The organism is Ralstonia insidiosa (genome assembly GCF_008801405.1).
GTDB classification, from domain to species: Bacteria; Pseudomonadota; Gammaproteobacteria; order Burkholderiales; family Burkholderiaceae; genus Ralstonia; species Ralstonia insidiosa.
On sequence record NZ_VZPV01000001.1, the window covers coordinates 1871460 to 1898030 of the forward strand.

The 26571-nt window shown below is 63.6% G+C and carries 20 protein-coding genes; 15 read left to right on the forward strand and 5 right to left on the reverse strand.

What is annotated here, in order from left to right; genetic code table 11:
* Positions 1-102: 102 nt before the first annotated feature.
* Together F7R11_RS08960 and F7R11_RS08965 are read left to right on the forward strand one after the other, a co-directional pair.
* The gene (locus F7R11_RS08960) at positions 103-999 is read left to right on the forward strand and encodes a LysR family transcriptional regulator (protein ID WP_064802710.1); all 897 of its coding nucleotides are present in this window, start codon (positions 103-105) and stop codon (positions 997-999) included.
* Positions 1000-1093: 94 nt separating this feature from the next.
* On the forward strand, positions 1094-2152 hold the full coding sequence (locus F7R11_RS08965; RefSeq protein WP_082932804.1) for an AI-2E family transporter: 1059 nt from the start codon (positions 1094-1096) through the stop codon (positions 2150-2152).
* Between the two features lie 31 nt (positions 2153-2183).
* On the opposite strand, the gene F7R11_RS08970 is transcribed toward F7R11_RS08965, so the two are convergent.
* The gene (locus F7R11_RS08970) at positions 2184-2900 is read right to left on the reverse strand and encodes a TetR/AcrR family transcriptional regulator (RefSeq protein WP_064802712.1); all 717 of its coding nucleotides are present in this window, start codon (positions 2898-2900) and stop codon (positions 2184-2186) included.
* Between the two features lie 361 nt (positions 2901-3261).
* Between F7R11_RS08970 and F7R11_RS08975 the strand changes: the two genes are divergently transcribed.
* The 6 genes from F7R11_RS08975 (at position 3262) to F7R11_RS09000 (ending at position 12740) form a co-directional block, all read left to right on the forward strand.
* A complete protein-coding gene (locus F7R11_RS08975) occupies positions 3262-4428 on the forward strand; it encodes an efflux RND transporter periplasmic adaptor subunit (RefSeq protein ID WP_064802714.1) in 1167 nt (388 codons plus the stop codon).
* The gene (locus tag F7R11_RS08980; protein ID WP_064802716.1) at positions 4425-7592 is read left to right on the forward strand and encodes an efflux RND transporter permease subunit; all 3168 of its coding nucleotides are present in this window, start codon (positions 4425-4427) and stop codon (positions 7590-7592) included. Before F7R11_RS08975 ends, F7R11_RS08980 begins: the two co-directional genes overlap by 4 nt.
* A gap of 2 nt (positions 7593-7594) precedes the next feature.
* Entirely contained in the window at positions 7595-9058 is a 1464-nt protein-coding gene (locus F7R11_RS08985) for an efflux transporter outer membrane subunit (protein ID WP_064802718.1), read from the forward strand.
* 87 nt (positions 9059-9145) lie between these two features.
* Positions 9146-10444 (forward strand): paraquat-inducible protein A, encoded by a 1299-nt coding sequence (locus tag F7R11_RS08990; RefSeq protein WP_064802720.1) that lies wholly within the window; start codon positions 9146-9148, stop codon positions 10442-10444.
* A gap of 47 nt (positions 10445-10491) precedes the next feature.
* A complete protein-coding gene (locus F7R11_RS08995) occupies positions 10492-12087 on the forward strand; it encodes a PqiB family protein (protein WP_064802722.1) in 1596 nt (531 codons plus the stop codon).
* The gene (locus F7R11_RS09000) at positions 12084-12740 is read left to right on the forward strand and encodes a PqiC family protein (RefSeq protein ID WP_064802724.1); all 657 of its coding nucleotides are present in this window, start codon (positions 12084-12086) and stop codon (positions 12738-12740) included. Before F7R11_RS08995 ends, F7R11_RS09000 begins: the two co-directional genes overlap by 4 nt.
* A gap of 40 nt (positions 12741-12780) precedes the next feature.
* On the opposite strand, the gene F7R11_RS09005 is transcribed toward F7R11_RS09000, so the two are convergent.
* A complete protein-coding gene (locus F7R11_RS09005) occupies positions 12781-13536 on the reverse strand; it encodes a TetR/AcrR family transcriptional regulator (RefSeq protein WP_064802726.1) in 756 nt (251 codons plus the stop codon).
* A gap of 258 nt (positions 13537-13794) precedes the next feature.
* On the opposite strand from F7R11_RS09005, the gene F7R11_RS09010 reads away from it, so the two are divergent.
* From F7R11_RS09010 to F7R11_RS09040, 7 genes are all read left to right on the forward strand, one after another.
* Positions 13795-15360 (forward strand): bifunctional 3-(3-hydroxy-phenyl)propionate/3-hydroxycinnamic acid hydroxylase, encoded by a 1566-nt coding sequence (locus tag F7R11_RS09010; protein WP_231973177.1) that lies wholly within the window; start codon positions 13795-13797, stop codon positions 15358-15360.
* Positions 15361-15370: 10 nt separating this feature from the next.
* A complete protein-coding gene (locus tag F7R11_RS09015) occupies positions 15371-16441 on the forward strand; it encodes a VOC family protein (RefSeq protein ID WP_064802730.1) in 1071 nt (356 codons plus the stop codon).
* Positions 16442-16489: 48 nt separating this feature from the next.
* The gene (locus F7R11_RS09020) at positions 16490-17443 is read left to right on the forward strand and encodes a fumarylacetoacetate hydrolase family protein (protein WP_064802732.1); all 954 of its coding nucleotides are present in this window, start codon (positions 16490-16492) and stop codon (positions 17441-17443) included.
* Positions 17444-17448: 5 nt separating this feature from the next.
* Positions 17449-19389: an acyl-CoA synthetase gene (locus F7R11_RS09025; RefSeq protein WP_064802734.1), complete on the forward strand. Its 1941-nt coding sequence runs from the start codon at positions 17449-17451 to the stop codon at positions 19387-19389.
* Between the two features lie 149 nt (positions 19390-19538).
* Positions 19539-20264, forward strand: a complete 726-nt coding sequence (locus F7R11_RS09030; RefSeq protein WP_064802737.1) for an OmpW/AlkL family protein — start codon at positions 19539-19541, stop codon at positions 20262-20264.
* 302 nt (positions 20265-20566) lie between these two features.
* Positions 20567-21862: an MFS transporter gene (gene tcuC, locus F7R11_RS09035; protein ID WP_064802739.1), complete on the forward strand. Its 1296-nt coding sequence runs from the start codon at positions 20567-20569 to the stop codon at positions 21860-21862.
* A gap of 55 nt (positions 21863-21917) precedes the next feature.
* On the forward strand, positions 21918-22700 hold the full coding sequence (locus F7R11_RS09040; RefSeq protein WP_064806269.1) for a substrate-binding domain-containing protein: 783 nt from the start codon (positions 21918-21920) through the stop codon (positions 22698-22700).
* A 30-nt stretch (positions 22701-22730) separates the two neighbouring features.
* On the opposite strand, the gene F7R11_RS09045 is transcribed toward F7R11_RS09040, so the two are convergent.
* The 3 genes from F7R11_RS09045 to F7R11_RS09055 all read right to left on the reverse strand — a co-directional run bounded on the left by F7R11_RS09045 (position 22731) and on the right by F7R11_RS09055 (position 26520).
* Entirely contained in the window at positions 22731-23648 is a 918-nt protein-coding gene (locus tag F7R11_RS09045) for a LysR family transcriptional regulator (protein ID WP_064802742.1), read from the reverse strand.
* A 242-nt stretch (positions 23649-23890) separates the two neighbouring features.
* Positions 23891-25393 (reverse strand): GGDEF domain-containing protein, encoded by a 1503-nt coding sequence (locus F7R11_RS09050; RefSeq protein WP_064802744.1) that lies wholly within the window; start codon positions 25391-25393, stop codon positions 23891-23893.
* A 206-nt stretch (positions 25394-25599) separates the two neighbouring features.
* The gene (locus F7R11_RS09055; RefSeq protein ID WP_064802746.1) at positions 25600-26520 is read right to left on the reverse strand and encodes a LysR family transcriptional regulator; all 921 of its coding nucleotides are present in this window, start codon (positions 26518-26520) and stop codon (positions 25600-25602) included.
* Positions 26521-26571: the final 51 nt, after the last annotated feature.

Below are 26571 nucleotides of genomic sequence, written 5' to 3' on the forward strand. Positions count from 1 at the left end.
GCAACGGGCTGCCGTTGTGCAGCGAAGTGCGTCCGATAGCGCGCGTGGTTTAGTTGCCGCGTCAACCTGCGACCGTACGTGCGAGCCTTGTTCGAGGTGCTTATGGACCATTTCGAGAGCTTGCGGCTCTTTCGTACGATCGTCGAAGTCAGGAACTTCAGGCGGGCAGGGCAGATGCTTGGGGTATCGCCGGCTGTCGTTTCAAGGGCGATCACTTCCCTGGAAGAGCGGCTTGGGGCGCGTCTCTTCCACCGATCCACCAAGCAGTTCTCGTTGACGGACGCGGCACACCGCTTCTATGACGGATGCTGCCGTGTGCTCGACGATCTGGATTGCCTGGAATCCGACGCACGCAGCCAGGGGCATCTGCCGGTTGGCGTCTTGCGGCTCGTTGCGCATACGACCGCAACGTCAGGGTGGCTTGCGCCGCTGGTGGCATCGTTCAAGCGCCAGAACCCGAACGTCATGGTTGAGGTGACCTTGTTGGAAGGCGTTGTCGATCTCGCAACCGAGGGCTACGACATCGGCTTGGTATTGCCGTTCATGTTGGCCACCGACTTGGCTGTGACACGGCTGCTGCATCGCTTGCCGTTGGCCATCGTGGCGACACCGCACTACCTGGAGGCGCGTGGGCGCCCGTGTCACCCGGCTGATCTGGCCGACCATGTCTTCGTCACCGTACCGCCGCACCAGCACAAGCCCATCGTGACGTTCCGCACCGATGGGGCACCGCTGGTCGTTCCGCTGCGGTACGAAATTGCCTCGAACAACGCCGCATTCAACCGTGAAGTCGTGCTGGCTGGACTTGGCATGGGGCTGCTGCCTTTGGCGCTGGTGGAAGACGATCTGCGCGAAGGGCGCCTCGTCCGGTTGGTGGGTGAACATGAAATCCTGGATACCGCAGCGGAGGTTCGCCTCGCCTACATGAGCCGAACGCTGGTGCCGGCCAAAGTCCGGGCCTTCATGGACCACGCCGTCGCGTACTTTGAGGAGCGGTGAGATGCGGGGACCATCTTCTCGGGCGAGCACCGCCGCCTATTGCGAACAGTGCAACGTCCACCACCAAGGGAGCGCGCATGGTGCGAAAACGCTGATGTCCACCCTGATACGGCGCCAGGCCTGGCTATGGGGGCTTGTTGCGCTGGCAATGGGTGGGCTCATGTGGGCACTGCGGCCGGTGCTGACGCCGTTCCTGTTGGGCGCGCTCATTGCCTACATGCTGCAGCCGGGGGTGGAGTGGCTGGCGCGGCACCGCGTGCCTCGGTGGCTCGCTGCGCTGGCAATGATCCTGTGCTTTGCGGCGATGGCGGCACTGCTCGTCACGCTCATGTTCGCCGTCGTCCAGACCGAAGGTCCGCAACTTCAGGCAAAAATTCCTGTGCTGCTTGCCAATCTGAATGCATGGCTGCAGCCAAAGCTGGCTGTTCTGGGGCTTGGCGTCGACCTGGATTTGCCGCATCTGCGCGATTTGCTGTCCGCGCCGCACACGGGGGGCGATGGCAACGCTGTCCTCGCCGTCTGGCAATACCTGCGCACCAGCGGCAACGCGATGTTGACCGTGGTGGGTAACGTCGTGCTGGTGCCGCTGGTGCTCTTCTACCTGCTCTACGACCGGCACCAGATGTTTCGGCGTATGGAAAGCCTGATCCCCCGTCGGTGGCTTGGCCAGACGCGGGCGTTCGTCATCGACATTGACCGGATGCTGTCGCAATACCTGCGCGGGCAGCTTCTGGTGATGGTCGTGTTGGCCGCGTTCTACCCCATCGCATTAACGCTGGCGGGCTTCGAGATTGCCTTGCCGCTGGGGTTGTTCACAGGTCTGGCGGTGTTCATTCCTTATGTGGGATTTGCCGCGGGCCTGGCGCTCGCCATGTTGGCCGCCGTGCTGCAGTTTGGCGATCTGTACGGCATCGGCGCTGTTGCTGTGGTGTATGGCCTGGGTCAGATCCTTGAGAACGTGTTCCTCACGCCGCGCTTGATTGGCGAGCGCATTGGCCTGCACCCGTTGGCCGTGATCTTTGCGCTGCTCGCCTTTGGCCACCTGTTCGGATTCTTTGGGGTGCTGCTGGCGTTGCCTGCCAGCGCCATTCTTGCGGCGGCGCTACGGGCGTTGCGTCACCGCTATCTCGCGAGCGTGCTCTATCAAGCCTGATTGACACACCCTCGCCGAGTGCTGCGAGGGTTCACGCAGGGGTTGCGGCATCGCCGTCCTTGAACATCGGCAACGGCAGTTGCGCGATTCTTTCCGCTTCAACGCGCTTGATGCCCAGCGCCTGGAGTACGAAGACGGCCGCACGTTCGGCCAGGTGCTCCACCCGAACGGCCGCTGCTTGGCGGCCGCGCCCCGGACGGGCGGCAGTCGTCGCAAAGTGCAACTCGGCCGCAACACCGGCAAGCACGGTGCCAATCACGGAAAGAACGCTTGGCAACGGATCTGCCACGACGAACCGCTTGGCAGCGAGCCCGCGGTGGCTGTCGCGTAGCAGGCGCAAGCCAAGGCTATGTGTCAGGGCGCGGGTAGAGACGCCTTCGCGCATCAGCAACCGGCCCCAAACCGGCTCACGCTGCGCCCGCAGCAAGGTGTGACGGACGGAGAGGGCGATGATCTCGGCCGGATCCGTCAAGCCATGCGCCGCCCCATCCAGCCGGTCAGCGAAGTCTTCAAACGCCCAGTCGATGAGCGCAGCGAAGAGCCCTTCCTTCGATTCGAAGTGGTTGTAGAACGAGCCGAAGCCCACATCGGCGGCTTCGGTGATCTCGCTGATGGCAACGCGCTCGATGCTTTTTTCAGACAGCAACAACAACGCCGCGTGAAGCAGGCGCGTCCGTGTTTCTTCTTTGCGACGCGTGCCGCGCCGCTGGTGGCGGCCTTCGGCCACGCGATTCATGAGGTTCCGCATAGGGGTCTCGATTGGTGTCTTCAATGGCGATGATAGTGGCTCGCGTCATAGTTGACAATATTATCAGTTATGAGTTTAATGTCGTCCGTAGGGTCGATCAGGGTGAGTTGCCCTGAGTAGGACGCGGTGATGGGGCAAGCACCCGGCGAAAAAGGCCAGAGAGCCGTCCGCCATGGCTTGCCAGCTGAATGCAGCCCATCTGCCGAGAAGTGGTTCCTGAACGCCGTGGAGACAGGCGACTCGCGTACCCGACATCCGAGTTCCGTTATGCGTTACCCGAGAGCTGATCGCGCAGAAGAGGCGCGGCTCCGGAATGCGCGTGACCCCTTGTTCGTTAGGCCATCACTTGCTTGGAAACATCGTGAAATATCCCGGTCGTCAAGCGCGAACGACAGCGCGCCCCCAACTGTCCGTCGTCGGGCGTTCCAAACGCGCGCCTGTTGTCATTGCCGCCTGCTGCGCTGTGTTGCTGGCGGGCTGCCACCACAGTGAAACCCTGGTCGCAGCACCCAAGCCGGTCGTTGCGCTGACGCTGCATCCGGACGGCAACGCCGTTGCGAACACATTGCCCGGGCAGGTGCAGGCACGGTATTCCACGCCGCTGTCATTCCGTGTTGGCGGCAAGGTGGTCGAGCGCCGCGTGCGTCTGGGCGATACCGTCAAGGAAGGGCAGGTGCTGGCGATGCTGGATCAGGCGGATCTGCGCAACGATCTGGCCAATGCACGCGCGCAACTGGAAGCCGCAGAACATCGGCTGGTCTACGCCAAGCAACAGCTTGACCGTGACCGTGCACAGTCGCAGGCCAACCTGATTGCCCCGGCGCAGATGGAGCAGACGCAGGATGCCTACGCCTCCGCGCTTGCGCAACGCGATTCCGCACGGGCACAAGCCACACTCGTCGGTGACCGCCTGCGCTACGCCACGCTGGTGGCGGATCACGACGGCGTCATCACCTCTGAGGACGCCGACACCGGCCAGAACGTCCAGCCTGGCCAAGCGATCTATCACCTCGATTGGACGGGCGATGTCGACATCGTTTGCGATGCACCGGAGCGTGTGCTGTCCTCACTGACCGTCGGCAGCACGGCGCGCGTGAGCCTGCCGGCTGCGCCCTCGCAAAGCTTTGAGGCGCGCGTGCGCGAGGTGTCGCCCGCGGCCGATCCGCAAAGCCGTACGTGGCGCGTCAAGCTGTCGCTCGTGGCGCCAAACGCTGCGGTGCGCATGGGCATGACTGCCACGATCGCCTTCGATGCCAAGGGCGACGCGGTGGCTGCGCATCCGTTCAAGCTGCCGGTCACCGCACTGTTCCACCGCGGCGAAGAGCCTGCGGTCTGGGTGGTGCGCGCGAACACGGATACGTTGGAGCTGCGCCCCGTCACCATCGCGCGTTACGACGAACGCAGCGTGTTGATCGCATCTGGCTTGCGCGATGGCGATCGCGTGGTGATGCAGGGCGTGCACGCCGTCAATGCCGGGCAACACGTGCAAGTGGTTGCGCCCCTGCACCCTGAGGACTTTGCATCATGAGTGCGGATGATCGCGAAATCGTGCAGGGCACCGAGCAGGTTGCGACGCCGGTATCCCCGGCGGACGAGGGCGGCTTCAACCTTTCGGCATGGGCCCTGCGCCACCAGCAACTGGTGATCTTCCTGATCGGGCTGGCGACGCTGTTTGGCGTCATTGGCTACACGCATCTTGCGCAGTCAGAAGATCCGCCGTTCACGTTCCGGACGATGGTCATCCAGACGTACTGGCCGGGCGCCACCGCGCGCGAAGTCCAGGAGCAGATCACCGACCGCATCGGGCGCCAGCTCCAGGCTGCGCCGTATGTCGACAACATCAAGAGCTACTCGCGCCCTGGCGAGTCGATGATCTTCTTCGCCATGAAGGACTCCGCCCCCGTCAAGGACGTGCCGGAGACCTGGTATCAGGTGCGAAAGAAAGTGGGCGACATCCGCGCGAACTTGCCCAAGGGCACGGTCGGGCCGTTCTTCAATGACGAGTTCGGTGACGTCTATACGAACATCTACGCCCTGGAAGGTGACGGCTTCTCGCCCGCGCAACTGCACGACTACGCGGACAAGCTGCGTACCGTGCTGCTGCGTGTGCCCGGCGTTGCGAAGGTGGACTACTTTGGTGATCCGGCTGAACACGTCTTCATCGAAATCTCCAACGCGCAACTGACGCGGCTTGCCATCACGCCGCAGCAGATCGCGCAGGCCATTGACGCACAGAACACCGTGGCGCCGGTCGGCACGATCACGACCGCCGATGACCGCGTGTTCGTGCGGCCCACCGGCGCGTTCAAGGATGTGCAGGCGCTGTCCGACATGCTGATCACCGTGAACAAGCGCACGTTCCGGCTGGGTGACATCGCCAAGATCACGCGCGGCTATGACGACCCGCCCGTCACGCAGATGCGCACCAACGGCCATGCCGTGCTGGGCATCGGCGTGACGATGCAAAAGGGCGGCGATGTGATCGACCTCGGCAAGGCGCTCGACGCCACGGCGGGCGAACTGCAGGCGACTCTGCCGGCAGGGCTGAAGCTGTCTCCGGTTTCCAGCATGCCCCATGCCGTCAAGCATTCGGTGGACGAGTTTGTACGCTCGGTCGGCGAAGCTGTGGCGATTGTGCTGGTGGTGAGCCTGGTATCGCTGGGCTTGCGTACCGGCATGGTGGTGGTGATCTCCATCCCGATCGTGCTGGCCATCACGGCCTTGTGTATGCACATGTTCGGCATCGGGCTGGACAAGGTTTCACTGGGCACGCTGGTGCTGGCGCTCGGGTTGCTGGTGGATGACGCCATCATCGCCGTCGAGATGATGGCCGTGAAGCTGGAGCAGGGTTGGAGCCGCATGCGCGCCGCCGCTTTTGCGTACTCCAGTACGGCATTCCCGATGCTGACCGGCACGCTGGTGACGGTGTCCGGCTTCCTGCCGATCGCGCTGGCCAAGTCGAGCACGGGCGAGTACACGCGCTCGATCTTTGAGGTGTCCGCCATCTCGCTGATCGTGTCGTGGTTTGCCGCCGTGGTGCTGGTGCCGCTGCTGGGCTATCACATGCTGCCGGAGCACAAGAACGGCGCCTCGGAACATGGCCATGAGCACGATATCTACAACACCGGCTTCTATCAGCGTCTGTCGGGCTGGATCTCGTTCTGCATCGAGCGTCGCTGGGTGATTCTGGGTGTGACGGCCGTGCTGTTTGCACTGGGCATGGCAGCGTTCACGCGCGTGCCGCAGCAGTTCTTCCCGAATTCGGAACGGCCCGAATTGCTGGTGGATATTCGCTTGCCGGAAGGGGCTTCGTTTGATGCCACGTTGCGCGAGGCAAAGCGTCTGGAGAAAGCGCTGGATGGCCGAAAAGAGATCGAACACTTTGTCGATTACGTCGGCACTGGTGCGCCGCGTTTCTATCTGCCGCTGGACCAGCAGCTTCAACAGCCGAACTTTGCTCAGTTCGTGATCACGGCCAAGAACGTGGAAGAACGCGATGCACTGTCGCGCTGGCTAAACGCCACGCTGGAAAAGGACTTCTCTGGTGTCCGCACCCGTGTCGCCCAGCTTGAGAACGGCCCGCCCGTCGGCTTTCCGATCAAGTTCCGCGTGAGCGGTGACGACATTGCCACCGTACGCAACATTGCCGACAAGGTGGCCGAGAAGGTACGTGCAGATGCCCGCACGCAGAACGTGCAGTTCGACTGGGATGAACCGGCAGAACGTTCGATGTCGTTCGAGATCGATCAGATCAAGGCGCGCCAGCTCGGCGTGACGTCGGAGGATGTTTCCAACTTCCTGGCCATGACGCTGTCCGGCTACACGGTGACGCAGTATCGCGAGCGCGACAAGCTGATCAACGTCGATCTGCGCGCACCGAAGACCGAACGTGTCGACCCGGCCAAGCTCGCCGGCCTGGCAATGCCGACGCCTAACGGCCCGGTTCCGCTCGGCGCGCTGGGGCATGTGCAGAACAAGCTCGAGTACGGCGTGATCTGGGAACGCGATCGCCAGCCGACCATCACGGTGCAGGCCGACGTGCGCGGCAACGCGCAAGGCATTGGCGTGACGCGTGACATCGATCAGGCGCTGGCCGCTGAACGCGCCAAGCTGCCGGTGGGCTATCGCATCCAGATCGGTGGCGCGGTGGAAGAGAGTGTGAAGGGCCAGACGTCGATCAATGCCGAGATGCCGCTGATGATCATTGCCGTGCTGACGCTGCTGATGATCCAGCTCAAGAGCTTCTCGCGCACCTTCATCGTCGTGTTGACCGCACCGCTGGGTCTGATTGGCGTGGTGACGGCGCTGCTGCTGTTCGGCAAGCCGTTCGGGTTCGTGGCGCTGCTCGGGGTGATTGCCATGTTCGGCATCATCATGCGCAACTCCGTGATCCTGGTGGACCAGATCGACCAGGACATCGCGGCGGGCCAAAAACGCTTCGACGCCATCATCGGCGCAACGGTGCGGCGCTTCCGGCCCATCATGCTCACGGCCGCTGCGGCAGTGCTGGCGCTGATTCCGCTGCTGCGCTCGGGCTTCTTCGGGCCGATGGCCACTGCGCTGATGGGCGGTATCACCATCGCCACGGTCCTGACCATCTTCTTCCTGCCGGCGCTGTATGCCGCGTGCTTCAAGGTCCGCCCGGACGAACGGGAACTGCCTGCGGCCGGCACCGCAGCCCTGGAGAATTGATCATGAAACGCTCTCGTATGATGTGCGCGCTTGCCGCAACGTCGGTACTCGCACTCTCGGCGTGCTCCTTGGCGCCGACCAACACGCCGCCTGCCGTGCCCTCGCCGGAGCACTACGGCATGACCACGCCGCCTGCAAAGACGGCGGAAGCGGCCGGTGTTGCCCAGCAGTTTGATGTGGGGGCTGCGCCGGTGCCGCAATGGTGGAAGCTCTATCGTTCCGATGCGCTGAACGCGTTGGTGGAAGAGGGCCTGCGCAACAACCCCACGCTGGCTGCCACGCAGAAGACGTTGTCCGCCGCGCAGGAGGAACTGCGTGCACAGGTGGGCGCATCAACATTGCCGTCCCTCGACGCTGGGGCGCAGGTCGCGCGCCAACGCACGCCAAACCTCACAGGCGTAGGGCCCGAGGCGCTGCGCTACAACGTGTTCGTTGGGCAGCTGCAGGCGCACTACACGTTCGACCTGTTTGGCGCGACGCGCTATGCCAATGCCGCGAGCGCTGCGCGGGTGGACGTGCGCGGCTGCGAACTGGAGGCGGCACGGCGTGCGCTTGCCGCGAATATCGTCGGCACGGTGATCAACGCAGCAGCGCTGGACCAGCAGATTGCATTGACGGAACGCCTTGTTGTGGTGGCAGACGCGACGGCGCGCGACAGCCAGCGGCGGTATGAGCTGGGGGCACTGTCGCATGCGCAAGCGCTGGCTTCGACGCAAAGCGCCGCATCGCTCGCGGCGACGCTACCGCAGCTGCGTCAACAGCGCGCCGTGTCCATCCATGCACTGGCCGTGTTGCTGGGCCGCACCCCGGATGCAGCGCCTGCGGTTCCGGAGTTCAGTAGCCTTTCGCTGCCGAACCAGGTGCCTGTGGCCGTGCCGTCGGATCTGCTGCGGGCCCGCCCGGATATCCGCGCTGCCGCCGCTGCGGTCAAGGCGGCGTCCGCAGATGCGGGCGAGGCCACCGCGCAGCTCTTCCCGAGCCTGTCGCTCACGGCCGCGCTCGGTCGTGGCGGATTGAGCTGGCCGGCACTGCTGTCCGGTGCAGGTGGATTGTGGGCGGTGGGCGCGGGGCTATCGCAGCCCATCTTCCACGGTGGTGCATTGATGGCGCACCGCCGGGCGACGCTGGAGCTGTATGACGCAACGGTGCTGCAATACAAGTCGGCCGTGCTGTCGGCATTTGAAAACGTTGCCGATACGCTCGCCGCATTGGAGAACGATGCGCAGACGCTCGCTTCCGCCGAAGTGGCATCGACAGCAGCGCGTACCGCGTTCAACGAGACCGCGTCGCGCCGCCGATTGGGGGCGTTGCCCGCATCCGCGGAGCAGTCGAGCGAGCAGCAGTACCTGAATGCGCAGCTCGACACCGTGCGGGCGACCAGCCGGCGCATGAGCGACACGGCGGCGTTGCTGCAGGCCATGGGTGAACTGCCCGCCAACACCGATCAGACGATCGCCAAAGACTGACATTGCCTTTGGATAGGCCCGGCCTCCACACCCCAAGCGTGGAGTGCCGTGCTTCGCCCGCAATGCCGATTGGCTTAGGCCACGCCCATGGAATCCGCCCACCTGATTGCCTGTCATGAATGCGACCGCGTGTTTCGGCGGCCGCCACTGTTGGATGGCTTGCACGTCCGATGCTCGCGTTGTGCGAACGACCTGAGCGGTGCCCATCACGCCCGCCCGACACTCGACTTCACCTGCGCCATGGCGGTTGCGGCGGTCGTTACGTTGGCGATCGCGCAATGCTTCCCGATCATTGCGCTCAACGCGCAGGGCATGGCGTCGCAGGCCACGTTGCTTGATGCGGTGTCTTCGCTATGGGCAGGGCAGATGCACATCGTGGCTGCGGTCGTGTTCTTTACGACCACGCTGTTTCCAGCGATGGAATTGCTCGCGTTGCTTTACGTGCTGCTTCCCTTGCGCGCAGGCGCTGTGCCTCGTGGATTTCGCCACGTCATCCGGTTTCTTCAATGGCTTCGGCCCTGGGGAATGATCGAAGTGTTCATGCTGGGCGTGCTCGTCACGACAGTGAAAATGGTCAGCCTCGCGCGGGTGATTCCTGGTGCCGGCCTGTTTGCATTCGGCGCGTTGACGGTGCTGTTGGCGCTGGTTTCGCGGTTCGATCCGCACAGGCTCTGGCATGCGTGCGACGAGATCGAGGCACCGGACGATGCGACGCGATCTGCCGAATTGCGAACTGACGCACTGAAGGCTCTCTCCGCAAAACAGGCCGGCCTGGTTGTCTGCCACACATGCGGCTGTGTGCAACCGCTTCTACGTGGCGAAGCACACCAGCGGTGCAGTCGTTGCCATACGGCCCTGCACGAACGCCGTCCGGCGAGCGTTTCGCGAACCGCCGCATTGCTGCTGGCGGCCGCGCTGCTTTACATCCCCGCCAATCTGTTGCCGGTCATGCACAGCACCTCACTTGGCCGCTCAGAAGACGACACCATCCTGAGCGGGGTGGCGTACTTCTGGACTTCCGGTGATTGGGGCCTGGCTGCCATCGTCTTTATCGCCAGCGTGGTGGTGCCGATGCTCAAGCTCGCCATTCTGGCGCTGCTGGTATTCGCGGCACATCGGCGCTCCACGTGGCGCCCGCACGAAAGGACACGGCTCTATCGCCTGGTCGAGCGTATTGGCAGGTGGTCGATGCTCGATGTGTTCGTGGTGGCGCTCACGGTTGCGCTGGTGCACTTCGGCTCCTTCGCCGTCATCACCGCTGGCCCAGGCGCACTGGCCTTTGGCGCGGTGGTGATCCTCACCATGATCGCCTCCATGCAGTTTGACCCCCGGCTGATCTGGGACCCCGTTCCCGACGACGCCGAATCCGCGCGAGACGATTCCTGATCGGATTCCGCGCACAACACTCGTCCGCCATATTCTCTTTTCAAGCAATGCGTCCTATCGATCACCCCCTTCCCGAGATCACGCCCCAGCGGCGCTGGCTTCCCTCAATGGTCTGGCTCGTGCCGCTGATTGCGGCCTTGATCGGGCTCGCGCTGGTCGCCAAGACCATCGCCGAGAAAGGCCCGGCCGTGACCGTCACCTTTGCCAATGCCGAAGGCCTTGAGGCCGGCAAGACGAAGGTGAAGTACAAGGACGTCGAGATCGGCACGATTCAAGCCATTTCGCTGACCCCGGATCTCAAGCGGGTGATGGTGAAGATCCAGTTGGCGCGCGAAGCCGAACGCTTTGCAAGCAAGGACACCCGCTTCTGGGTGGTCCGCCCACGTGTGGGCGCGAGCGGCATTTCCGGATTGGGAACGTTGCTTTCCGGCGCGTATATCGGCGTGGATATTGGTCGCTCCAAAGACAGTCAGACCCAGTTCGTGGGGCTGGAGAGTCCGCCCTCCGTCACCACCGATCAGCAAGGGCGGCAGTTCTCGCTGCACGGCGATTCGCTCGGGTCCGTTGATATCGGTGCACCCGTCTTCTATCGCCATCTGCAAGTGGGGCAGGTGGTGGGCTTTGCGTTGGACAAGCAAGGTGGGGGCGTGCAGGTGAACGTGTTTGTGAACGCGCCCTACGACAAGTACGTCGGCACCAATACGCGCTGGTGGCACGCCAGCGGGGTGGACCTGCGGCTCGACTCCAGCGGGTTGAAGCTGAATACGCAGTCGCTTGCCACGGTCATCGTCGGCGGCCTGGCGTTCCAGACGCCGCAGGGCCAGGCGGATGGGCCTCCGCCGCCGGATAGCACCGTGTTCCAGCTGGCATCCGATGAAGCCGACGCCATGCGCGAGCCCGACGGTGCACCGCTGACGGTGGTGATGCGATTCAACCAGTCGCTACGTGGGTTGTCAGTCGGCGCGCCGGTGGATCTGCGCGGCATTGCGCTGGGCAACGTCACGGACATCGGCATCGAATACGACGAGGCAGCGAAAACGTTCAGCATGCGGGTCATGATGGCGCTATATCCATCGCGGCTCAGCCGGCGCAGCAACACATCGCTTCCGGCACCCGATACGCCGGGCGGCCATGAACTGCTGCAGCACCTGGTCATGCAGGGGCTGCGTGGGCAGCTTCGCATGGGCAACCTGCTGACGGGCCAGCTGTACGTGGCGCTCGACATGTTCCCCAAGGCGCCGCGTGCGACGGTCGACGTTCATCGGTCGCCGGTGGAGTTGCCGACCGTTCCGAATTCGCTGGATGAATTGCAGGTGCAGCTTGCCGACATTGCGAAGAAGCTCAACCAGGTGCCCTTCGACAAGATCGGCAACAACCTGAACGGCGCGCTCGACAATGCAAACCGCCTATTCGGTCATCTGGATACGGAAGTGGTGCCGCAGGCGCGGGACACGCTGGCTTCTGCACAGCAGACCTTCAACGCAGCACAGGCGACCTTGCGACAGGACTCGCCGCTCCAGTCCGATGTGCACGAGGCAATGCAGGAGCTGACGCGCACGCTTCAATCGCTCAATGCGCTGACGGACTATCTGGAGCGCCATCCGGAATCGCTGCTGTTCGGCAAGAAAGGAGATGCGCGGTGAGTGTGTCCTGGTTCCCAGTTTGCCGCGTACTTGTCGGCGTGGTTGCCTGCGTCACGCTGGCGGCATGCAGCTCGCCGCCGGCGCGTTTTCATCGCTTGGCTGCGGACGATGAGGTTGCGGTGGCAGCACCCGTATCGGCGTTGCTGGTTGACGTGCTGCCAGTTCGTGTTCCGCCGTCGGTGGCGGGCAGGCGGCTGGTAGTGCAGCGGAGCTCAGGCCAGGTCGACGTACTCGAGATGGACCGCTGGGCTTCACCCTTGGCCGATGAGATTCGTGCGGCGCTGTCGTCGGGGCTGGCGTTGCGGACCAGCGCAGTGGACCTGCACGGCCTTCCCTACGGTGGAAAACGCCCGGTTTACCGGGTGGCCGTGGATGTACAGCGGTTTGATGCGTGGCCCGGCTCGCATGTCTTGATCGATGCCGTCTGGACGATTCGCACGGCCGAAGATCGCCCCATGCTGACGTGCCGCAGTGTCGTTCGCGAAGTTGTGCCCGCAGGCATGGACGGCGTGGTGCAGGGCCAGCGGCGTGCCTTGAACGCGCTGGCTTCGCAGATGGCGGCGCCTCTACTGGCTTACGCTGCCGCACCATCCGAGGCGGCTCGGCCGATGGCAGGTTGCGTGGATTCGTCGGCCAGTATGTTGGCCAAGTGAGGTTGGTCGATCAGCGGGCGCTGCAGCGCCGCTGATCCGATCAGCTTGCGCTGTCTGCCGTTTCCACGACGGGCAGCGGCCGGGCGGCCACTTTTTCGGCCTCGGCGCGCTTGAGCCCCAGCGTTTGAAGCAGCACCGCTGCCGTGCGTTCGGGGAAGTGCTCCCCCGTGAAGCCCAGTTCCTTGAGGATGTCGGCAGCCGGCGCACCGGGCGCCAGAAAGTTGAGCTCTGCCGAGATGGCCGTCAGCACCGTGCCGCCGACCGACAGGAAGCCGATGAACGGATCCGCCACGACAAACCGCTTCGCCGCGATGCCGCGCTCGATATCGCGCCGCAGGCGCTGGCCGAGGCCCTGCGTCAGCACGCGCGCCGAGAAGCCCTCACGGATGAGGAAGCGCCCCCACACCGGCTCGCGCCGTGCCCGAACCAGCGTATGCCGCACCGACACGGAAATGATCTCCGCGGGGTCGGCGAGCCCCTCCGTCACCTTGTCGAGCGAATCGGCGAACTCTTCAAACACCGAGCTCACCAGCGCGGCGTAGATGGCTTCCTTCGATTCGAAGTGGTTGTAGAACGACCCGAACCCGACGTCCGCCGCCTCGGTGATTTCGTTGATGGCCACACCTTCCATGCCGCGATCGGCCATGAGCCGCAGAGCGGCATCCAGCAGCCGTGCGCGTGTTTCCCGCTTGCGCCGTGCACCACGGGGCTCGCGTTCCTCAACGGCGGGTGCCGGAGGGGGAGGCGTCTTTGTGGTGGCGCGCTTCGGGGTGCGGCGAGTCTCGGTGGTGGCCATGGTGGTCTGGAGTCCTTGTTGTGGCTGCAATTATAGATTCGAATGTCGATATTGACAAAATCATCAGCGATGACTTTAATGTCAAAAAAGGCGAGCGAAGCCTGGTAAAGACGTAGACAAAGACACGGAGTAGCGGTGGAGACAAATGCATATGCGCGTGCCAGTTCACGCGTTGCGGATGGCGCACGCCCCCACGGGGCCGGTGACCTGCCATCTCAAATAGACATCCTTGTCGTGGGGCTTGGCCCCGTTGGCGCCATGGTGGCCAATCTGCTGGCGCGTCAGGGCGTGAGCGTGATGGCCGTCGATAAGGCGCCCGACATCTACATGGCCCCGCGCGCTATTGCGCTGGACAACGAGGCCTTGCGCATCCTGCAGCAGGCGGAGATTGGCGAGGGCGATTTTGAAACGGTGGCCATCCCGCATGTCCGCATGCATTCGCCCTGGCTCGGCGAGTTCGGCCGGGTCAATACGCTGGGCAGCCTGGACGGCCATCCGAAGCTCGTTACGTTCTATCAGCCGGATCTGGAGCGCTGCCTGCGGGCACGCTTGGCGGCGCACGAGGGCGTGCATATCGCGCTGGGTGCGACGCTGCTCAGCGTCACCAATCTGCCGGATTGCGTGTTGGCCTCGCTCGATGTCGGGCAAGGGCAGGTACACCGGGTCCGCGCTCGCTACGTGGTGGGGGCAGACGGCGCGAGTTCGCTGGTGCGCCATCTGATCGGCCAGGAATTCCGCGGTACGACGTACGCGGAGGACTGGCTCATCGTCGACGCGCGGCATGTTCCCAAGCCGATTGACCACGTTGAATTCCTCTGCGACCACCGGCGTCCCACGCCGCACATGGTCGCCCCAGGCGCGCGTGAGCGTTGGGAGTTCATGCTCCAGCCCGGCGAAAGTCGCGAAGAGATGGAGTCGGACAGCCGCATTCGCGAGTTGCTCGCTCCGTGGACGGACGTTGACAGCATCACGATCGAGCGCAAGGCGGTCTATCGCTTTCATGCCCGAACCGTCGACCGGTTCAGCGTGGGCCGCGTGTTTCTGGTCGGTGACGCCGCGCACATTACGCCACCGTTTGTCGGCCAAGGGCTGGTCGCCGGGCTGCGAGACGCTGTCAACTTGAGCTGGAAGCTGGCCTGGGTGCTCCAAGGTCGGGCGGATGCCCGGATTCTCGACAGCTACGACGAGGAACGCCGCCCGCATGCGAAAGCCATGATCAATCTCGCGCGGTTCATGGGCAAGCTGGTGATGCCGCGCAGTGCCCCGATCGCGCTGTTGACGCATGGCCTGATGCGCTTGACCCGGCTCGTGCCCGGCTTGCGCTCGCAGTTTGAAGAGCTGCGCATCAAGCCTAAGAACGCGTTCAAGACCGGGCTGTTCGTCAAAGGCTGCTCGTCGACCAAGCTGACGCGCGGCGGGGTGATCCCGCAGGGCTGGATCAGGAATGCGGAGGGACGCACGTGCCTGAGCGACGACGTGCTCGGCCACGGCTACACGCTCGTCAGTTTTGGCGGCGACGCCAGCACGGCACTCCAACCTGCAACGGCAGCCGCGTTTGAACGTCTCGGCGGTGCGTTCGTCCAGATCGCGCATCGAGGACAGCGTCTGCATCGTGAGGCGTCCGGTGTTTGGGAAGACATCAACGGCACGTTCCTTCCCGACGCGGTACCTGTTGGCTGGGCGGCCGTCGTTCGCCCCGATCGCACGGTGGTCCACGACGGGCCGGCCGCCGAGGCAGACCGACTCGTTCGCGAAAGCCTGGCGCTGCTGGGTAGCGAACCCGAGCCAGCACCCGCCGCTGCCGCCGCCGTTCAATCCGCTTGAGTGTCCTGCCATGAAGCTCACCACAGCACAGCCTGCACGCCATCCGCAGCCGACGACGAAGGCGCTGGCGCTTGCCTACCTGATGTTCGATCGGCCCGATCTTGAGCAGGCCGAGCGGTTCCTCAACGACTTTGGTCTCGTGACGGTTCAGCGCGACGAGGCAACATTGTTCTTGCGCGGAACCGGCCCGGCGCCGTTCTGCTATGTCGTGCGCAAGGCGCCAAAGGCCGCGTTTGCCGGCTTCGGGTTGCAGGTCGCCGGCCGTGCAGCGTTGGATGCCTTGGCGAAACTGCCTGGGGCATCGACCGTGGAGCCGTCGGGGTGGCCGGGCGGTGGCTTTCGCGTGCGTCTTGTCGATCCGTCGGGGTTCCGCGTCGATGCCATTGCTGGTCAGGCGTCGACAGCCGAGTTGCCGCACCGCGCACCGTTGCCGCTCAACTCAGCGGATGCCCCCTTGCGCATCAACGAAACCCAGCGGCCACCCGTGGGTGCGCCGGAGGTGATTCGCCTCGGGCATGTCGTGTTGGAGCTTGCCGACTTTCAGGCGACGTGCGCTTGGTACACGCAGCACTTCGGTTTCATTCCAAGCGACGTCCAGGTGCTGCCGGACGGCTCGCCTGCGGTTGCCTTCATGCGGCTGGATCTGGGCGACACGCCGGCCGATCACCACACGCTCGCGCTGGCTCAGGGTTTTGTGCCGAAGTACAGCCACAGCGCCTTTGAGCTGATCGATGCCGATGCCGTCGGCATGGGGCATCGCCTGCTGCGTGAGCAGGGGTGGGAGCACGCCTGGGGGTTGGGCCGGCACATCCTCGGCAGCCAGATCTTCGACTACTGGCAAGACCCGTGGGGCGACAAGCACGAGCACTACTGCGACGGTGACCTGTTCACCGCAGAGCAACCGACCGGCATCCACCCCGTGAGCCGCGAGGCCATGTCGCAGTGGGGCCAGTCGATGCCCGCCACGTTCACCAAGCCGAAGCTGACACCGGCCGCCATTGCGGCGCTCATCCGCAACCTGCGCCGCAGCCCCGACCTGACTTTCCGCAAGCTGGTCACGCTGGCCCGGCTCTTTGCCTGAGGCAGCGCAAGCGCCTTCAGCTGTCATCCATCCAACGCATTTTTTGCCATGTCTATCAATATCGTTCGCTTCGAATATCAGGGCCAAACTCAATGGGGCGTGATCCGGGATACCCGCATTACGCCTGTGCCCGGCACCTATGCCACGACGGGCGACTTCGTCCGCAATACAACGCTGGCCGAGCTTGCCGCACTGGACGGCGAAACGCTGCCTTTGTCAGCGGTGAAGCTCCTGTCTCCGGTCACGCGCAACCAGCAGTTCGTCTGCCAGGGCGCCAATTATCGGCAGCACATGATCGAGTCCGGCATGGACCCGGACGTGAAGTCGTACAACATGATCTTCACCAAGGCATCGAGCTGCATCGTCCCGGCCGACAGCGACGTGATCAAACCGAAGCGCGTGCAGTTTCTCGATTACGAGATCGAGCTTGGCCTGGTAATGCGCAAGGCCATTCATGGGGCGGTCGATGTGACCGAAGACAACCTGCACGAGTACGTGGCCGGCGCGGTGATCGTGAACGACTATTCCGCGCGCGACGTCCAGATCCCGCAGATGCAGTTCTACAAGGGCAAGTCGTTCCGCACATTCGGGCCGGTGGGCCCGTGGCTGACGCTGCTGGAGCCGCGCGATTTTGCGGCGCTCAGAAGCCTGCAGCTCAAGCTGACCGTCAACGACAAGCTCCGCCAGAACGACACAACGGCCAACCTCGTCTACGGCCCGGCCGAGACGCTGACCGAGCTGTCCCGCGTGCACGATCTGGAGCCGGGCGATTTGCTGGCCACGGGCACGCCCGCGGGCTGCGCGTTGTCGATCCCTTCACCCGCCAAGCAGAAGATCGCCGCGATGCTGCCCGAGAAGACGAAGTGGGAGATGTTCCTCAAGGTGCAGGCTGAGCGAACCCAATACCTGAAGCCGGGCGACGTGGTGGAAGCACGGATCCACTCGTCCGACGGACGGATCGATCTGGGCATGCAGCGCAACCGCATCGTTGCCGAGGAGTGAGCGCCATGTCCGGTTTTTCCAGCTTGCAGGACGTGGAAGCCGCAGAAGTGCACGGTCTTCCGCCCGATCTTCCGCAGAGCACATACGAGATGATCTGCCGTGGTGCCAGCCTGAATCCAGAGGCGCCGGCATTGAGCTTCTTTCTGAGTGTCAATGACCACCGCACCCCGCAGACGTGGAGCTATGCGGCGCTTCTTGCGCGCATCACGCAGATGGCCAATTTCTTTGACAGCATCGGCGTCAAGAAAGATAGCGTGATTGCGTTTGTGCTGCCCAACCTCCCGGAAACGCATTTCGTGATCTGGGGTGGGCAGGCAGCCGGCATCGTCGCGGCGTTCAATCCGCTGCTTGAAGGGCCCGCGCTTGCCGAGCTGCTCAATGCCGCGGGTGCATCGGTGCTCGTCACGTTGGCGCCGTTTCCCGGCACCGATACCTGGATCAAGCTGCAGCCGCATTTGCCTTCGATCAAGAGCCTGCGGCACTTGGTGCTGGTGAACCTGGCTGACCGCGTGCATGGCGCGGCGCAATGTGCGGCGCAAGTGCAAAAGAACGAAGTGCTGCGCTTGCTCGGTCCACAGGGCGTGCATGGCGCTGTCCCGATGTCGGTGCGCATCCACGATTTCAACAGCGCGGTGCAGGCGCAGCGTGCAGACGGCTTGAACAGTCGGCGGCGCATTGCCGCGGAAGATGCGTCTTCGTACTTCTGTACGGGCGGCACCACCGGCTTGCCGAAGATCGCGATGCGCACCCACGGCAATGAAGTGGCAAATGCGTGGAGCACGGCGCAGGTGCTGGGCGACGGCATCGGCCCCGGCAAGGTGGTGTTTTGCGGCTTGCCGCTGTTCCACGTCAATGGCGTTCTGGTGACCGGGCTGCTGCCGTTCTCCAAGGGCGCGCACGTCGTGCTTGGCACCCCGCAGGGCTATCGCGCTGAAGGCGTGATCCAGCGCTTCTGGGAGATCGTCGAGCACCATCGCGTGAACTTCTTCAGCGGCGTGCCGACGCTCTACGCCTCGCTGCTTCAGGTGCCCGTTGGCGGGCGGGATGTGGGGTCGCTCGAATACGGCCTATGCGGCGCCGCGCCCATGCCCATCGAAGTGTTCCGCCGCTTTCAGGAGCAGACGGGTATCAAGATCCTCGAGGGCTATGGGCTGACCGAAGCGACGTGTGTGAGCAGCGTCAGCCCGCCGCTGGGCGAGCGCCGTCTTGGCTCCATCGGCCTGCGCGTGCCCGCGCAGCAGATGAAGGCCGTTGTGTTGGGCGAGGGCGGCGAGTACCTGCGGGATTGTGTTGCCGATGAAGTCGGCGTGCTCGTGGTGTCAGGGCCGAATGTCTTCGCGGGCTACCGCCAGGCGGAGCAGAACGCGGGCCTCTGGGTCGATACGGGCGATGGCCAGCGCTGGCTCAATACCGGTGATCTGGCGCGGCAGGACGAACAAGGCTACTTCTGGCTCACGGGCCGCAAGAAGGAGCTGATCATCCGGGGCGGCCACAACATCGATCCGCTCACCATCGAAGCACCGCTGCATCGTCACCCGGCAGTGCAGATTGCCGCTGCCGTTGGGCGTCCGGATGTGCACGCGGGCGAACTGCCGGTTGCGTACGTGCAACTGCGTGCTGGTGCGTCTGCCACGGAAGCCGATTTGCTGGCCTTCCTGAAGGCGGAGATTGCCGAACGTGCGGCGCTGCCCCGGCAGGTCAACATCATTGAAATGATGCCCCTGACTGCGGTGGGCAAGATCTTCAAGCCCGCACTGAAGCACCGCGAAACGCGTGAAGCCCTGTCTGCGGCACTCAGTGATGCGGGTATCGCGTTTGACGCGCTGGATGTGGCCGAGGACAAGTCGAGAGGCCTCGTTGCGTCGGTCAAGCTTGATGCATCGGCGTCGATTGCCGCCGCGCGTGAAGTGCTTGGCCGCTTTCCATTTCCCTTTTCCGTCAATTGAAGCGCGGTTGAGCCGAGCGTTCTGACGCATCCGACCGAAGGAGGAATTCCTCGCCTGCCCACCACCGCGTGAGCGGGCGCAGTGCCCCGCGCCGCATGGCGGCGCATTCCTGCAGTTGCAGTTCCTACATTAGAAAAATCGGAGACAACATGAAGTACTCACGCGCGGCAATGCTCTTGTCGATCGCGGCGACCTCGTTCGCCCATGCGCAGTCAGCAGGGCAGTGGGTCGTCAACGCAGGCTGGATGCATCTTGCCCCTCAAGATTCCAGCCAACCGCTGACGGTGAATGCACTCGGGCAATCGGCCGTGGTGCCCGGCAGCGGGTCGACGCTGGCCAACGCCAACACCTTCGCACTCACCACGCGGTACTTCGTCACTGACCATGTGGCGCTCGAAACCGTGCTCGGCATTCCACCCAAGCTCCACCTGAACGGGACCGGCACGCTGGCGTCTGTCGGGGAGATGGGCACAGCGCGGGCATGGAGTCCGGCCGCGCAAGTGCAATACCACTTTGGCGAGCCGACCGCGCGTGTCAGACCGTATCTCGGCGCCGGGCTTGCCTATGTCTGGTATCGCGATATCGAGTTGAGCCGGCCGTTGGCAACCGGGCAGATTCTCGCCTCGCCAGCGACTGGCTCCATGCTGGTCGGCCCGACCACGGCATCGCTCAGCAAGTCGTTTGCCCCAATCGTCAATGCAGGCCTGACGTACAACATCGACGCCCATTGGTCGATTGGTGCGTCGGTGTCGTACATGTGGCTATCCACCACGGCGACGCTGACGACGCAGGCACCGGTTGGCACCGTGACGACGACATCGAAGGTGCGGATCAACCCGTTGGCGAGCTTTCTGTCGGTGGGGTACCAGTTTTAACGGCGACATGTGTGCCGATGCACGATGACGACCCGATCGCATACGGATGCGTCGCCGCCGATGTTGCAGCGAGCAGCATCTAGGTGGTCTGCCACGTGGAGGCGTGCCCTGAGGCCGCCTCCACGGTCTGCCCGTGGCGCGGCAAGAACGTGGCGTAGTCGGGCAGGGAAGATTGATAACCAAAGAACATCAATCGTTTCGAAAATTGCACTTCTCGTTTGTCAGTCTCCCGGCGAACATTGCCAAAACCACAAACGCCGTTCAACGGCGTATTCTTTTTTTGGCTTCCAGGAGACACCTCGATGCACCCCCCGTCCAGCCTTTCGACCGGGCAATCCAAGGCCGCTGCGGTCTTCCGCGTTACCGCCGGGAATTTCCTGGAGCAGTTCGACTTCTTCCTGTTCGGCTTCTACGCCACGCAGATTGCCAATGTCTTCTTTCCCACCGAAAGCGAGTTCGCCTCGCTGATGATGACGTTCGCTGTTTTTGGCGCCGGGTTCCTCATGCGGCCGCTGGGCGCGGTCGTGCTGGGTGCGTACATTGACGACGTCGGCCGCCGCAAGGGGCTCATCGTCACGCTGTCCATCATGGCAAGCGGGACCGTGCTGATCGCGTTCGTTCCTGGCTACGCCACGATCGGCCTCCTGGCACCGGCACTCGTGTTGCTGGGGCGTCTGCTGCAGGGGTTCTCGGCGGGCGCGGAGCTGGGTGGCGTATCGGTCTATCTGGCCGAGATGGCAACGCCCGGCCGCAAGGGTTTCTTCACGAGCTGGCAGTCCGCCAGCCAGCAGGTGGCGATCGTCGTGGCGGCAGGCCTGGGCTTTGCGCTCAACCAATGGCTGAGCGCACCGGCCATTGCCGCATGGGGATGGCGCGTGCCGTTCTTCGTCGGTTGCATGATCGTGCCGTTCATTTTCGTGCTGCGCCGCAATCTTGAGGAAACGCAGGAGTTCAAGGCGCGCAAGCATCGTCCGAGCATGAAAGACGTATTCGGTACGCTGGTGCAAAACTGGGGCGTCGTCATCGCCGGCATGATGCTGGTGGCGATGACCACGACGAGCTTCTACCTCATCACCGTCTATGCGCCGACATTCGGCAAAACGGTGTTGCATCTGAGCACGGCCGACAGCCTGCTCGTCACGCTCTGCGTGGGGGTATCGAACTTCGTGTGGTTGCCGATTGGCGGTGCGCTCTCCGACAGGATCGGCCGTCGGCCGCTGCTGATCGGCATGACGGTGCTGACCATTGCTACCGCCTATCCGGCGCTTTCGTTCCTCGCTCACGCGCCGAGCTTCATGAACATGCTGCTCGTGCTGCTGTGGCTGTCGTTCATGTACGGCATCTACAATGGCGCGATGGTCGTTGCGCTCACGGAAGTGATGCCCGTGCAGGTGCGCGTGGCTGGGTTCTCGCTTGCCTATAGCCTTGCCACGGCCGTGTTTGGCGGCTTTACCCCCGCCATCTCGACGGCTGCCATTCACATGACGGGCGACAAGGCGGCCCCTGGCTACTGGATGAGTTTTGCCGCCGTGTGCGCTCTCCTGGCGACGTTGACGCTTTATCGCCGCCGCGCGGTGACGCTGGCTCCGGCACACTGACGCACAGCACGTTCCGCATGTTCATAAACTCGTACGACCTGGCATGACCCTCACCATGAAGACTCTGTTTCTGAAACTGTGTGCAGCCGCACTCGTCGCAACCTCGGCAGTTGCAGCCCCCGTCCATGCAGCCGAGCTGTACGTCATGAGCTCCGGTGGCTTTACCGCAGCCTATAAGGTTCTCGGCCCGAAGTTCGCAGCACAGACGGGCAATACGCTCAACACTGCGCTTGGACCCTCGATGGGCAAGTCGCCCGAAGCGATTCCGAATCGGCTTGCGCGCGGTGAGCCGGCAGACGCCGTCATCATGGTCGGCTACGCACTCGACGATCTGATCAAGCAAGGCAAGGTGATCCCAGATTCGCGTGTGGAGCTGGCCGACTCGCGCATCGGCATGGTGGTGCGCGAAGGCGCGGCCAAGCCCGATATCAGCTCGCCCGAGGGGCTCAAGCAAGTGCTGCTGCATGCCAAGTCGATTGCCTATTCTGACAGCGCAAGCGGCGTCTATATCGAGCGCGAGCTGTTTAAGAAGCTTGGCATTGAAGAGCAGGTCAAGGCGAAGGCGAAGATGATCCCGCGCATTCCGGTGGCGTCGGTGGTGGCCACCGGCGACTACGAAATCGGCTTCCAGCAAGTGAGCGAGTTGCTGCCGGTGCAGGGTGCCGCCTTCGTCGGAAAGATTCCGGAGTCGCTGCAGTCGGTCACGCGCTTTGCTGCGGGCATCCCCGTTGGTGCACAGCATCCGAAGGAAGCCAAGGCGCTTCTCGATTATCTTGCTTCGCCCGGGGCGCAGCCCGACGTGAAATCGACTGGCCTGGATTCCGTACCTGCACATTGAAGCCGGGTCCGCACGTACAGTGGATTCGCGCTACGCATCGCTTCTTGTGGTGCTGGCGCGCTTCGCTTCAATGATCATTCGGTGAAACGCTTCTGCGGCGGGTGTCAGCGGTCGCCCGCGCCGTCTCACGATGCCCACGCGTCGTTTCACCACTGGTTCGACAAGCGGGACGCTCGTGAGGATAGGGTGATCATGCCCTGGCATGGCCATCGATGGCACCGCGGCAACACCAAGCCCCGCTTCAACCAACCCCAGCATGGTCGTGACGTGCCGCGTCTCGCATACGCTTGGCGCAGGCGGTGCCACGGCCGACAGCGCCTGATCGAGCAGCAGGCGGTTGCCGGACGTCTTGTCCACCGACACGTAATCGTGCGCGTAAAGCTCGTTCCACGTTACCCGCTTCTTTCGGGCGAGCGGGTGATCGCGCCGGCAGGCGGCAACAAACCGCTCCTGCAGCAGCATCTTGAATTCGATCTCGGGCTCCTGGCTGCCCATAAAACTCACGCCAAAATCTGCCTCACCGCTGATGACTGCACCCAGCACTTCGTTCGCGCTCGCATCGATCAGCTTGACTCGGATGCGTGGAAAGCGGCGGTGATAGGTCGCAATCAGGTTCGGCAGAAAGTAATAGGCCACGGACGGCACGCACGCGATGGTCACGTGCCCCAGGCGGCTCGATGAAATATCGCGGATACCCAGCAGCGCGACGTCGAGATCGTCGAGTAGTTGTTCGGCACTGCGGGCAAACACGCGCCCGACCGTGGTGAGCGTGACGCTGCGTGTGGTGCGTTCAAACAGGGGCACGCCCAGCGCGCTTTCGAGCTTGTCGATCCGACGGCTCAACGCGGGCTGCGAAATGCTGATCGCCTCGGCGGCCTTTCGGAAGTTGCCCAACTCCACCACCGCGCGAAACGCCTGCAAGTCCGTCAAATCAAAGTTGATACCCACCGGCTAGCCTCCCCATCTCAGATGCGGAGCATTTTGCGTGATTTATCACGTGGGTGACACGTATCCAGCGGCAACGGGCAGATGTCGCGCAGCTTGCTGCTGTGTGCCGATGGCGGCGGAAACACCGGAGGCGGTACGCCCAGCCTGCCGCCTAGCGCCGCCCAGTGCCGCGCTCGTGGCGAAGACGGGCAAGCCTTCGCGCGTGCTCGCCGGCTTGGGGCCTGGGTTCGGGCCATGCGAGGCTACGCAGTTGCTGCGTAATCAACGCGGTTCCGCCCTTTGCGCTTGGCTTCGTAGAGCGCGTCGTCCGCGGCCTTGGTCAAAGCGAGCAGTGACGGGAAGCTTGATCGGCGTGCGGTTGCGCAACCGATGCTCACGGTGAAGGGTGCCACGCCCGTATTGCCGATTGCGGTGCGGGGCGCTTCGACTTCGGCACGTATCGCTTCTGCGATCTGCATGGCGCCGGCTTCGTCGGTGTCGGGCAGCACCACCACGAACTCCTCTCCACCGTATCGGGCCGCAAGATCGCCGCGTCGTCGCGCATGCGTGGAAATGCAGTTGGCGAGGTACTGGAGCGCAGTGTCGCCCTGGGCGTGTCCGTGCTCGTCGTTGTAGCGTTTGAAGTGATCGGCATCGACAAAGAGCACGGATAGGTGGCTGTCATTCCGTTGCAACCGATCCCATTCGTTTTCCAGTGCAACGTCCAATGCGCGCCGGTTCTTCAGCCCGGTGAGCGGGTCGGTTTGCGTCAGCTCCCGCAGGTGGCTTTCGGCCATCACACGCCCGCGCAGCGCAAAAGCCAGGAGCCATACCCCTGCGCAGAAAGCGAGACTCACCGACAGCGACGACAGCCCTACGATCCATGACAGCCGCTGCCAGGCAGCAAGTGCATCGCCCATGGCCGGAGCCACCACGGCGATGAAGGGTGTGCCCGGCACGCGTTGAAACGTATAGAGGCGCAGCACGCCGTCGCTGGCAGAGGGCGCCACATAGAAGCCGGACTCCTGATTCACCATGCGCGGGAACGTCAATGATTTGCTGAAATTGAGCGCGCGGGCTGCGCCGGGTGGCGGATTGCGCGCCACCAGCGTTCCGTCGGTACGGACGATGGCCGTGACGCCGCGCGGCCCGACATCGAGCTTTTCAAGAAGCTGCTTGAAGTAATCGAGGTCAATTGCCACCAGCGCGGTGCCCGCAAACTCCCCATCCGGTCGATTCATCCTTCGGCTCAGCGCAATGGCCTCCACGCCTGCGCGTGACCGGGCCTTATAGACTGCGGACACATAGAGACCAACGTTTGCGTGGTCGCGATGGACGAGAAAGTAGTCGCGGTCGCTGAAATCCCAGCGGTGCGTCACGGAGCAGCAACCGTCGACGAGTTGGCCCTTGTCGTCGGTGACGCCCATGCCCGTGAGATAGCGGGCGGAGGCCGTCGGGCTGAACAGCAGATCGTGCCGGACCTCCGGATCGAGGTTGCGGATGCCAGGCTTGTCGAGTGCGGCGATCAGCACCTGCAGCGACTGGTCGGCTGAGTCGACGGTGCGCGAGATGTGGCTGGCCAGAACGGCGGCGACATTCCTTGAGGTTTCGTGCGCGTGCTCGACGGCCGTTTCACGGTTGGTCCACAGCGTCAGCACACTAATTGCCAAGACAATGAATGTGAGCAGCGTCCCCAGTGCACCAACGATCAAGGGATGGTGGCCTGCCGATGTGGCCAGCCGTCGGGCGAAGGGGCGGAGGGGCATGTTGTGGTCTGGAGCGCGACGACAGACCGCACGTCTGTTTGTTCGGCAAGGCAGACTGCGGTCGATCGGGGGCGATATTGAAGCGTGCGAGGCACGCTACCACTGCTGGTAATCGGCGCAAGACAGAAAAACTGCAGTCCAACAGGCGGTTTTGATTGCAAGCCTTTCCTGAAAGTGGTCGTCTGCGTCCCGAACAACGCCATCGGCTAGTTCGACGCCCCAAAGAGTTGACTGACCACGCCGCGCAGCCAGCGGTTGCCCGCTTCATGGTGATACCGCGCATGCCAGTGCTGCCGCACGGCAAAGCCTTCCACGGGGAACGGGCATGCACGCACGGCCAGGTCATTGGCTTGGGCGAGTGTTTCACCGATGTGGCGGGGCAGCGTGGTGATCAGGTCGGTCGTCTGGATAATCGCGCCCAGCCCTAAGAACCCCGGCAGTTCCAGCACGATCTGACGCTCGATGCGCTCGCGCGTCAGGGCCTGCTGGAGCAGTTGCGCCCCGGTGCCCGCCGTGACGGCGACGTGCCCTTCCGCGCAGTATTGCTTCACGCCAAACCGGGTGCGGATTCGCGGGTGGTGGCGGTTGGCCAGGCAGACCCAATCCTGTTCGTACAACTGCTGCTGATAGATGCTGCCGCTCAGCCAGGGCACGTAGCCGATCGCGAGGTCGGCTTCGCCAGATTCCAGCGTGCGCTCCGTATTGCCGTCAATTCTGGCGGCTTCCAGGCGGACACCGGGCGCCTGCGCACGAACGTGTGCCAAAAGACGCGGCAACAGCGTGATGTGGCTCGCATCGGTCATGCAGATGCGAAACCGCCGCTGCGCCGTCGCGGGGTCGAACGCAATCTCCCAGGCCGCGAAACGCCTGAGCGATTCGAGGATCTCCCGGCACGGCCCGATCAGCGCGTCCGCTTGCGGCGTGGGCGCCATGCCGCCGGGCGTGCGGATGAACAGGGGATCCCGTATGTAATCCCGCAGTTGCCCGAGCCAGATGCTGACCGTCGGCTGGCTCTGCCCGAGCTGCTCGGCAACACGGCTGACATTGCGAATGTCGTACAGCAGGTCGAACAGTTGCAGCAGCTTCAGGTCAGGCAGATCGGCAAGCGCCGCAGCATTATTGTCCATGGCAATAACGGTATTGTGATCATTGTATTGCCAGTATAAGGGCCGCCTCCT

Excerpts from the sequence above, each read along its gene's own strand:
- F7R11_RS08970 (WP_064802712.1), bottom strand. The coding sequence starts at position 2,900 with ATGCGGAACCTCATGAATCGCGTGGCCGAAGGCCGCCACCAGCGGCGC.
- F7R11_RS08995 (WP_064802722.1), top strand. The coding sequence starts at position 10,492 with ATGCGTCCTATCGATCACCCCCTTCCCGAGATCACGCCCCAGCGGCGC.
- F7R11_RS09005 (WP_064802726.1), bottom strand. The coding sequence starts at position 13,536 with ATGGCCACCACCGAGACTCGCCGCACCCCGAAGCGCGCCACCACAAAG.
- tcuC (WP_064802739.1), top strand. The coding sequence starts at position 20,567 with ATGCACCCCCCGTCCAGCCTTTCGACCGGGCAATCCAAGGCCGCTGCG.
- F7R11_RS09040 (WP_064806269.1), top strand. The coding sequence starts at position 21,918 with ATGAAGACTCTGTTTCTGAAACTGTGTGCAGCCGCACTCGTCGCAACC.
- F7R11_RS09055 (WP_064802746.1), bottom strand. The coding sequence starts at position 26,520 with ATGGACAATAATGCTGCGGCGCTTGCCGATCTGCCTGACCTGAAGCTG.
- F7R11_RS09020 (WP_064802732.1), top strand. The coding sequence starts at position 16,490 with ATGTCTATCAATATCGTTCGCTTCGAATATCAGGGCCAAACTCAATGG.
- F7R11_RS08965 (WP_082932804.1), top strand. The coding sequence starts at position 1,094 with ATGTCCACCCTGATACGGCGCCAGGCCTGGCTATGGGGGCTTGTTGCG.
- F7R11_RS08960 (WP_064802710.1), top strand. The coding sequence starts at position 103 with ATGGACCATTTCGAGAGCTTGCGGCTCTTTCGTACGATCGTCGAAGTC.
- F7R11_RS08985 (WP_064802718.1), top strand. The coding sequence starts at position 7,595 with ATGAAACGCTCTCGTATGATGTGCGCGCTTGCCGCAACGTCGGTACTC.
- F7R11_RS09030 (WP_064802737.1), top strand. The coding sequence starts at position 19,539 with ATGAAGTACTCACGCGCGGCAATGCTCTTGTCGATCGCGGCGACCTCG.
- F7R11_RS09050 (WP_064802744.1), bottom strand. The coding sequence starts at position 25,393 with ATGCCCCTCCGCCCCTTCGCCCGACGGCTGGCCACATCGGCAGGCCAC.
- F7R11_RS09010 (WP_231973177.1), top strand. The coding sequence starts at position 13,795 with ATGGTGGCCAATCTGCTGGCGCGTCAGGGCGTGAGCGTGATGGCCGTC.
- F7R11_RS08990 (WP_064802720.1), top strand. The coding sequence starts at position 9,146 with ATGGAATCCGCCCACCTGATTGCCTGTCATGAATGCGACCGCGTGTTT.
- F7R11_RS09015 (WP_064802730.1), top strand. The coding sequence starts at position 15,371 with ATGAAGCTCACCACAGCACAGCCTGCACGCCATCCGCAGCCGACGACG.
- F7R11_RS09025 (WP_064802734.1), top strand. The coding sequence starts at position 17,449 with ATGTCCGGTTTTTCCAGCTTGCAGGACGTGGAAGCCGCAGAAGTGCAC.
- F7R11_RS08980 (WP_064802716.1), top strand. The coding sequence starts at position 4,425 with ATGAGTGCGGATGATCGCGAAATCGTGCAGGGCACCGAGCAGGTTGCG.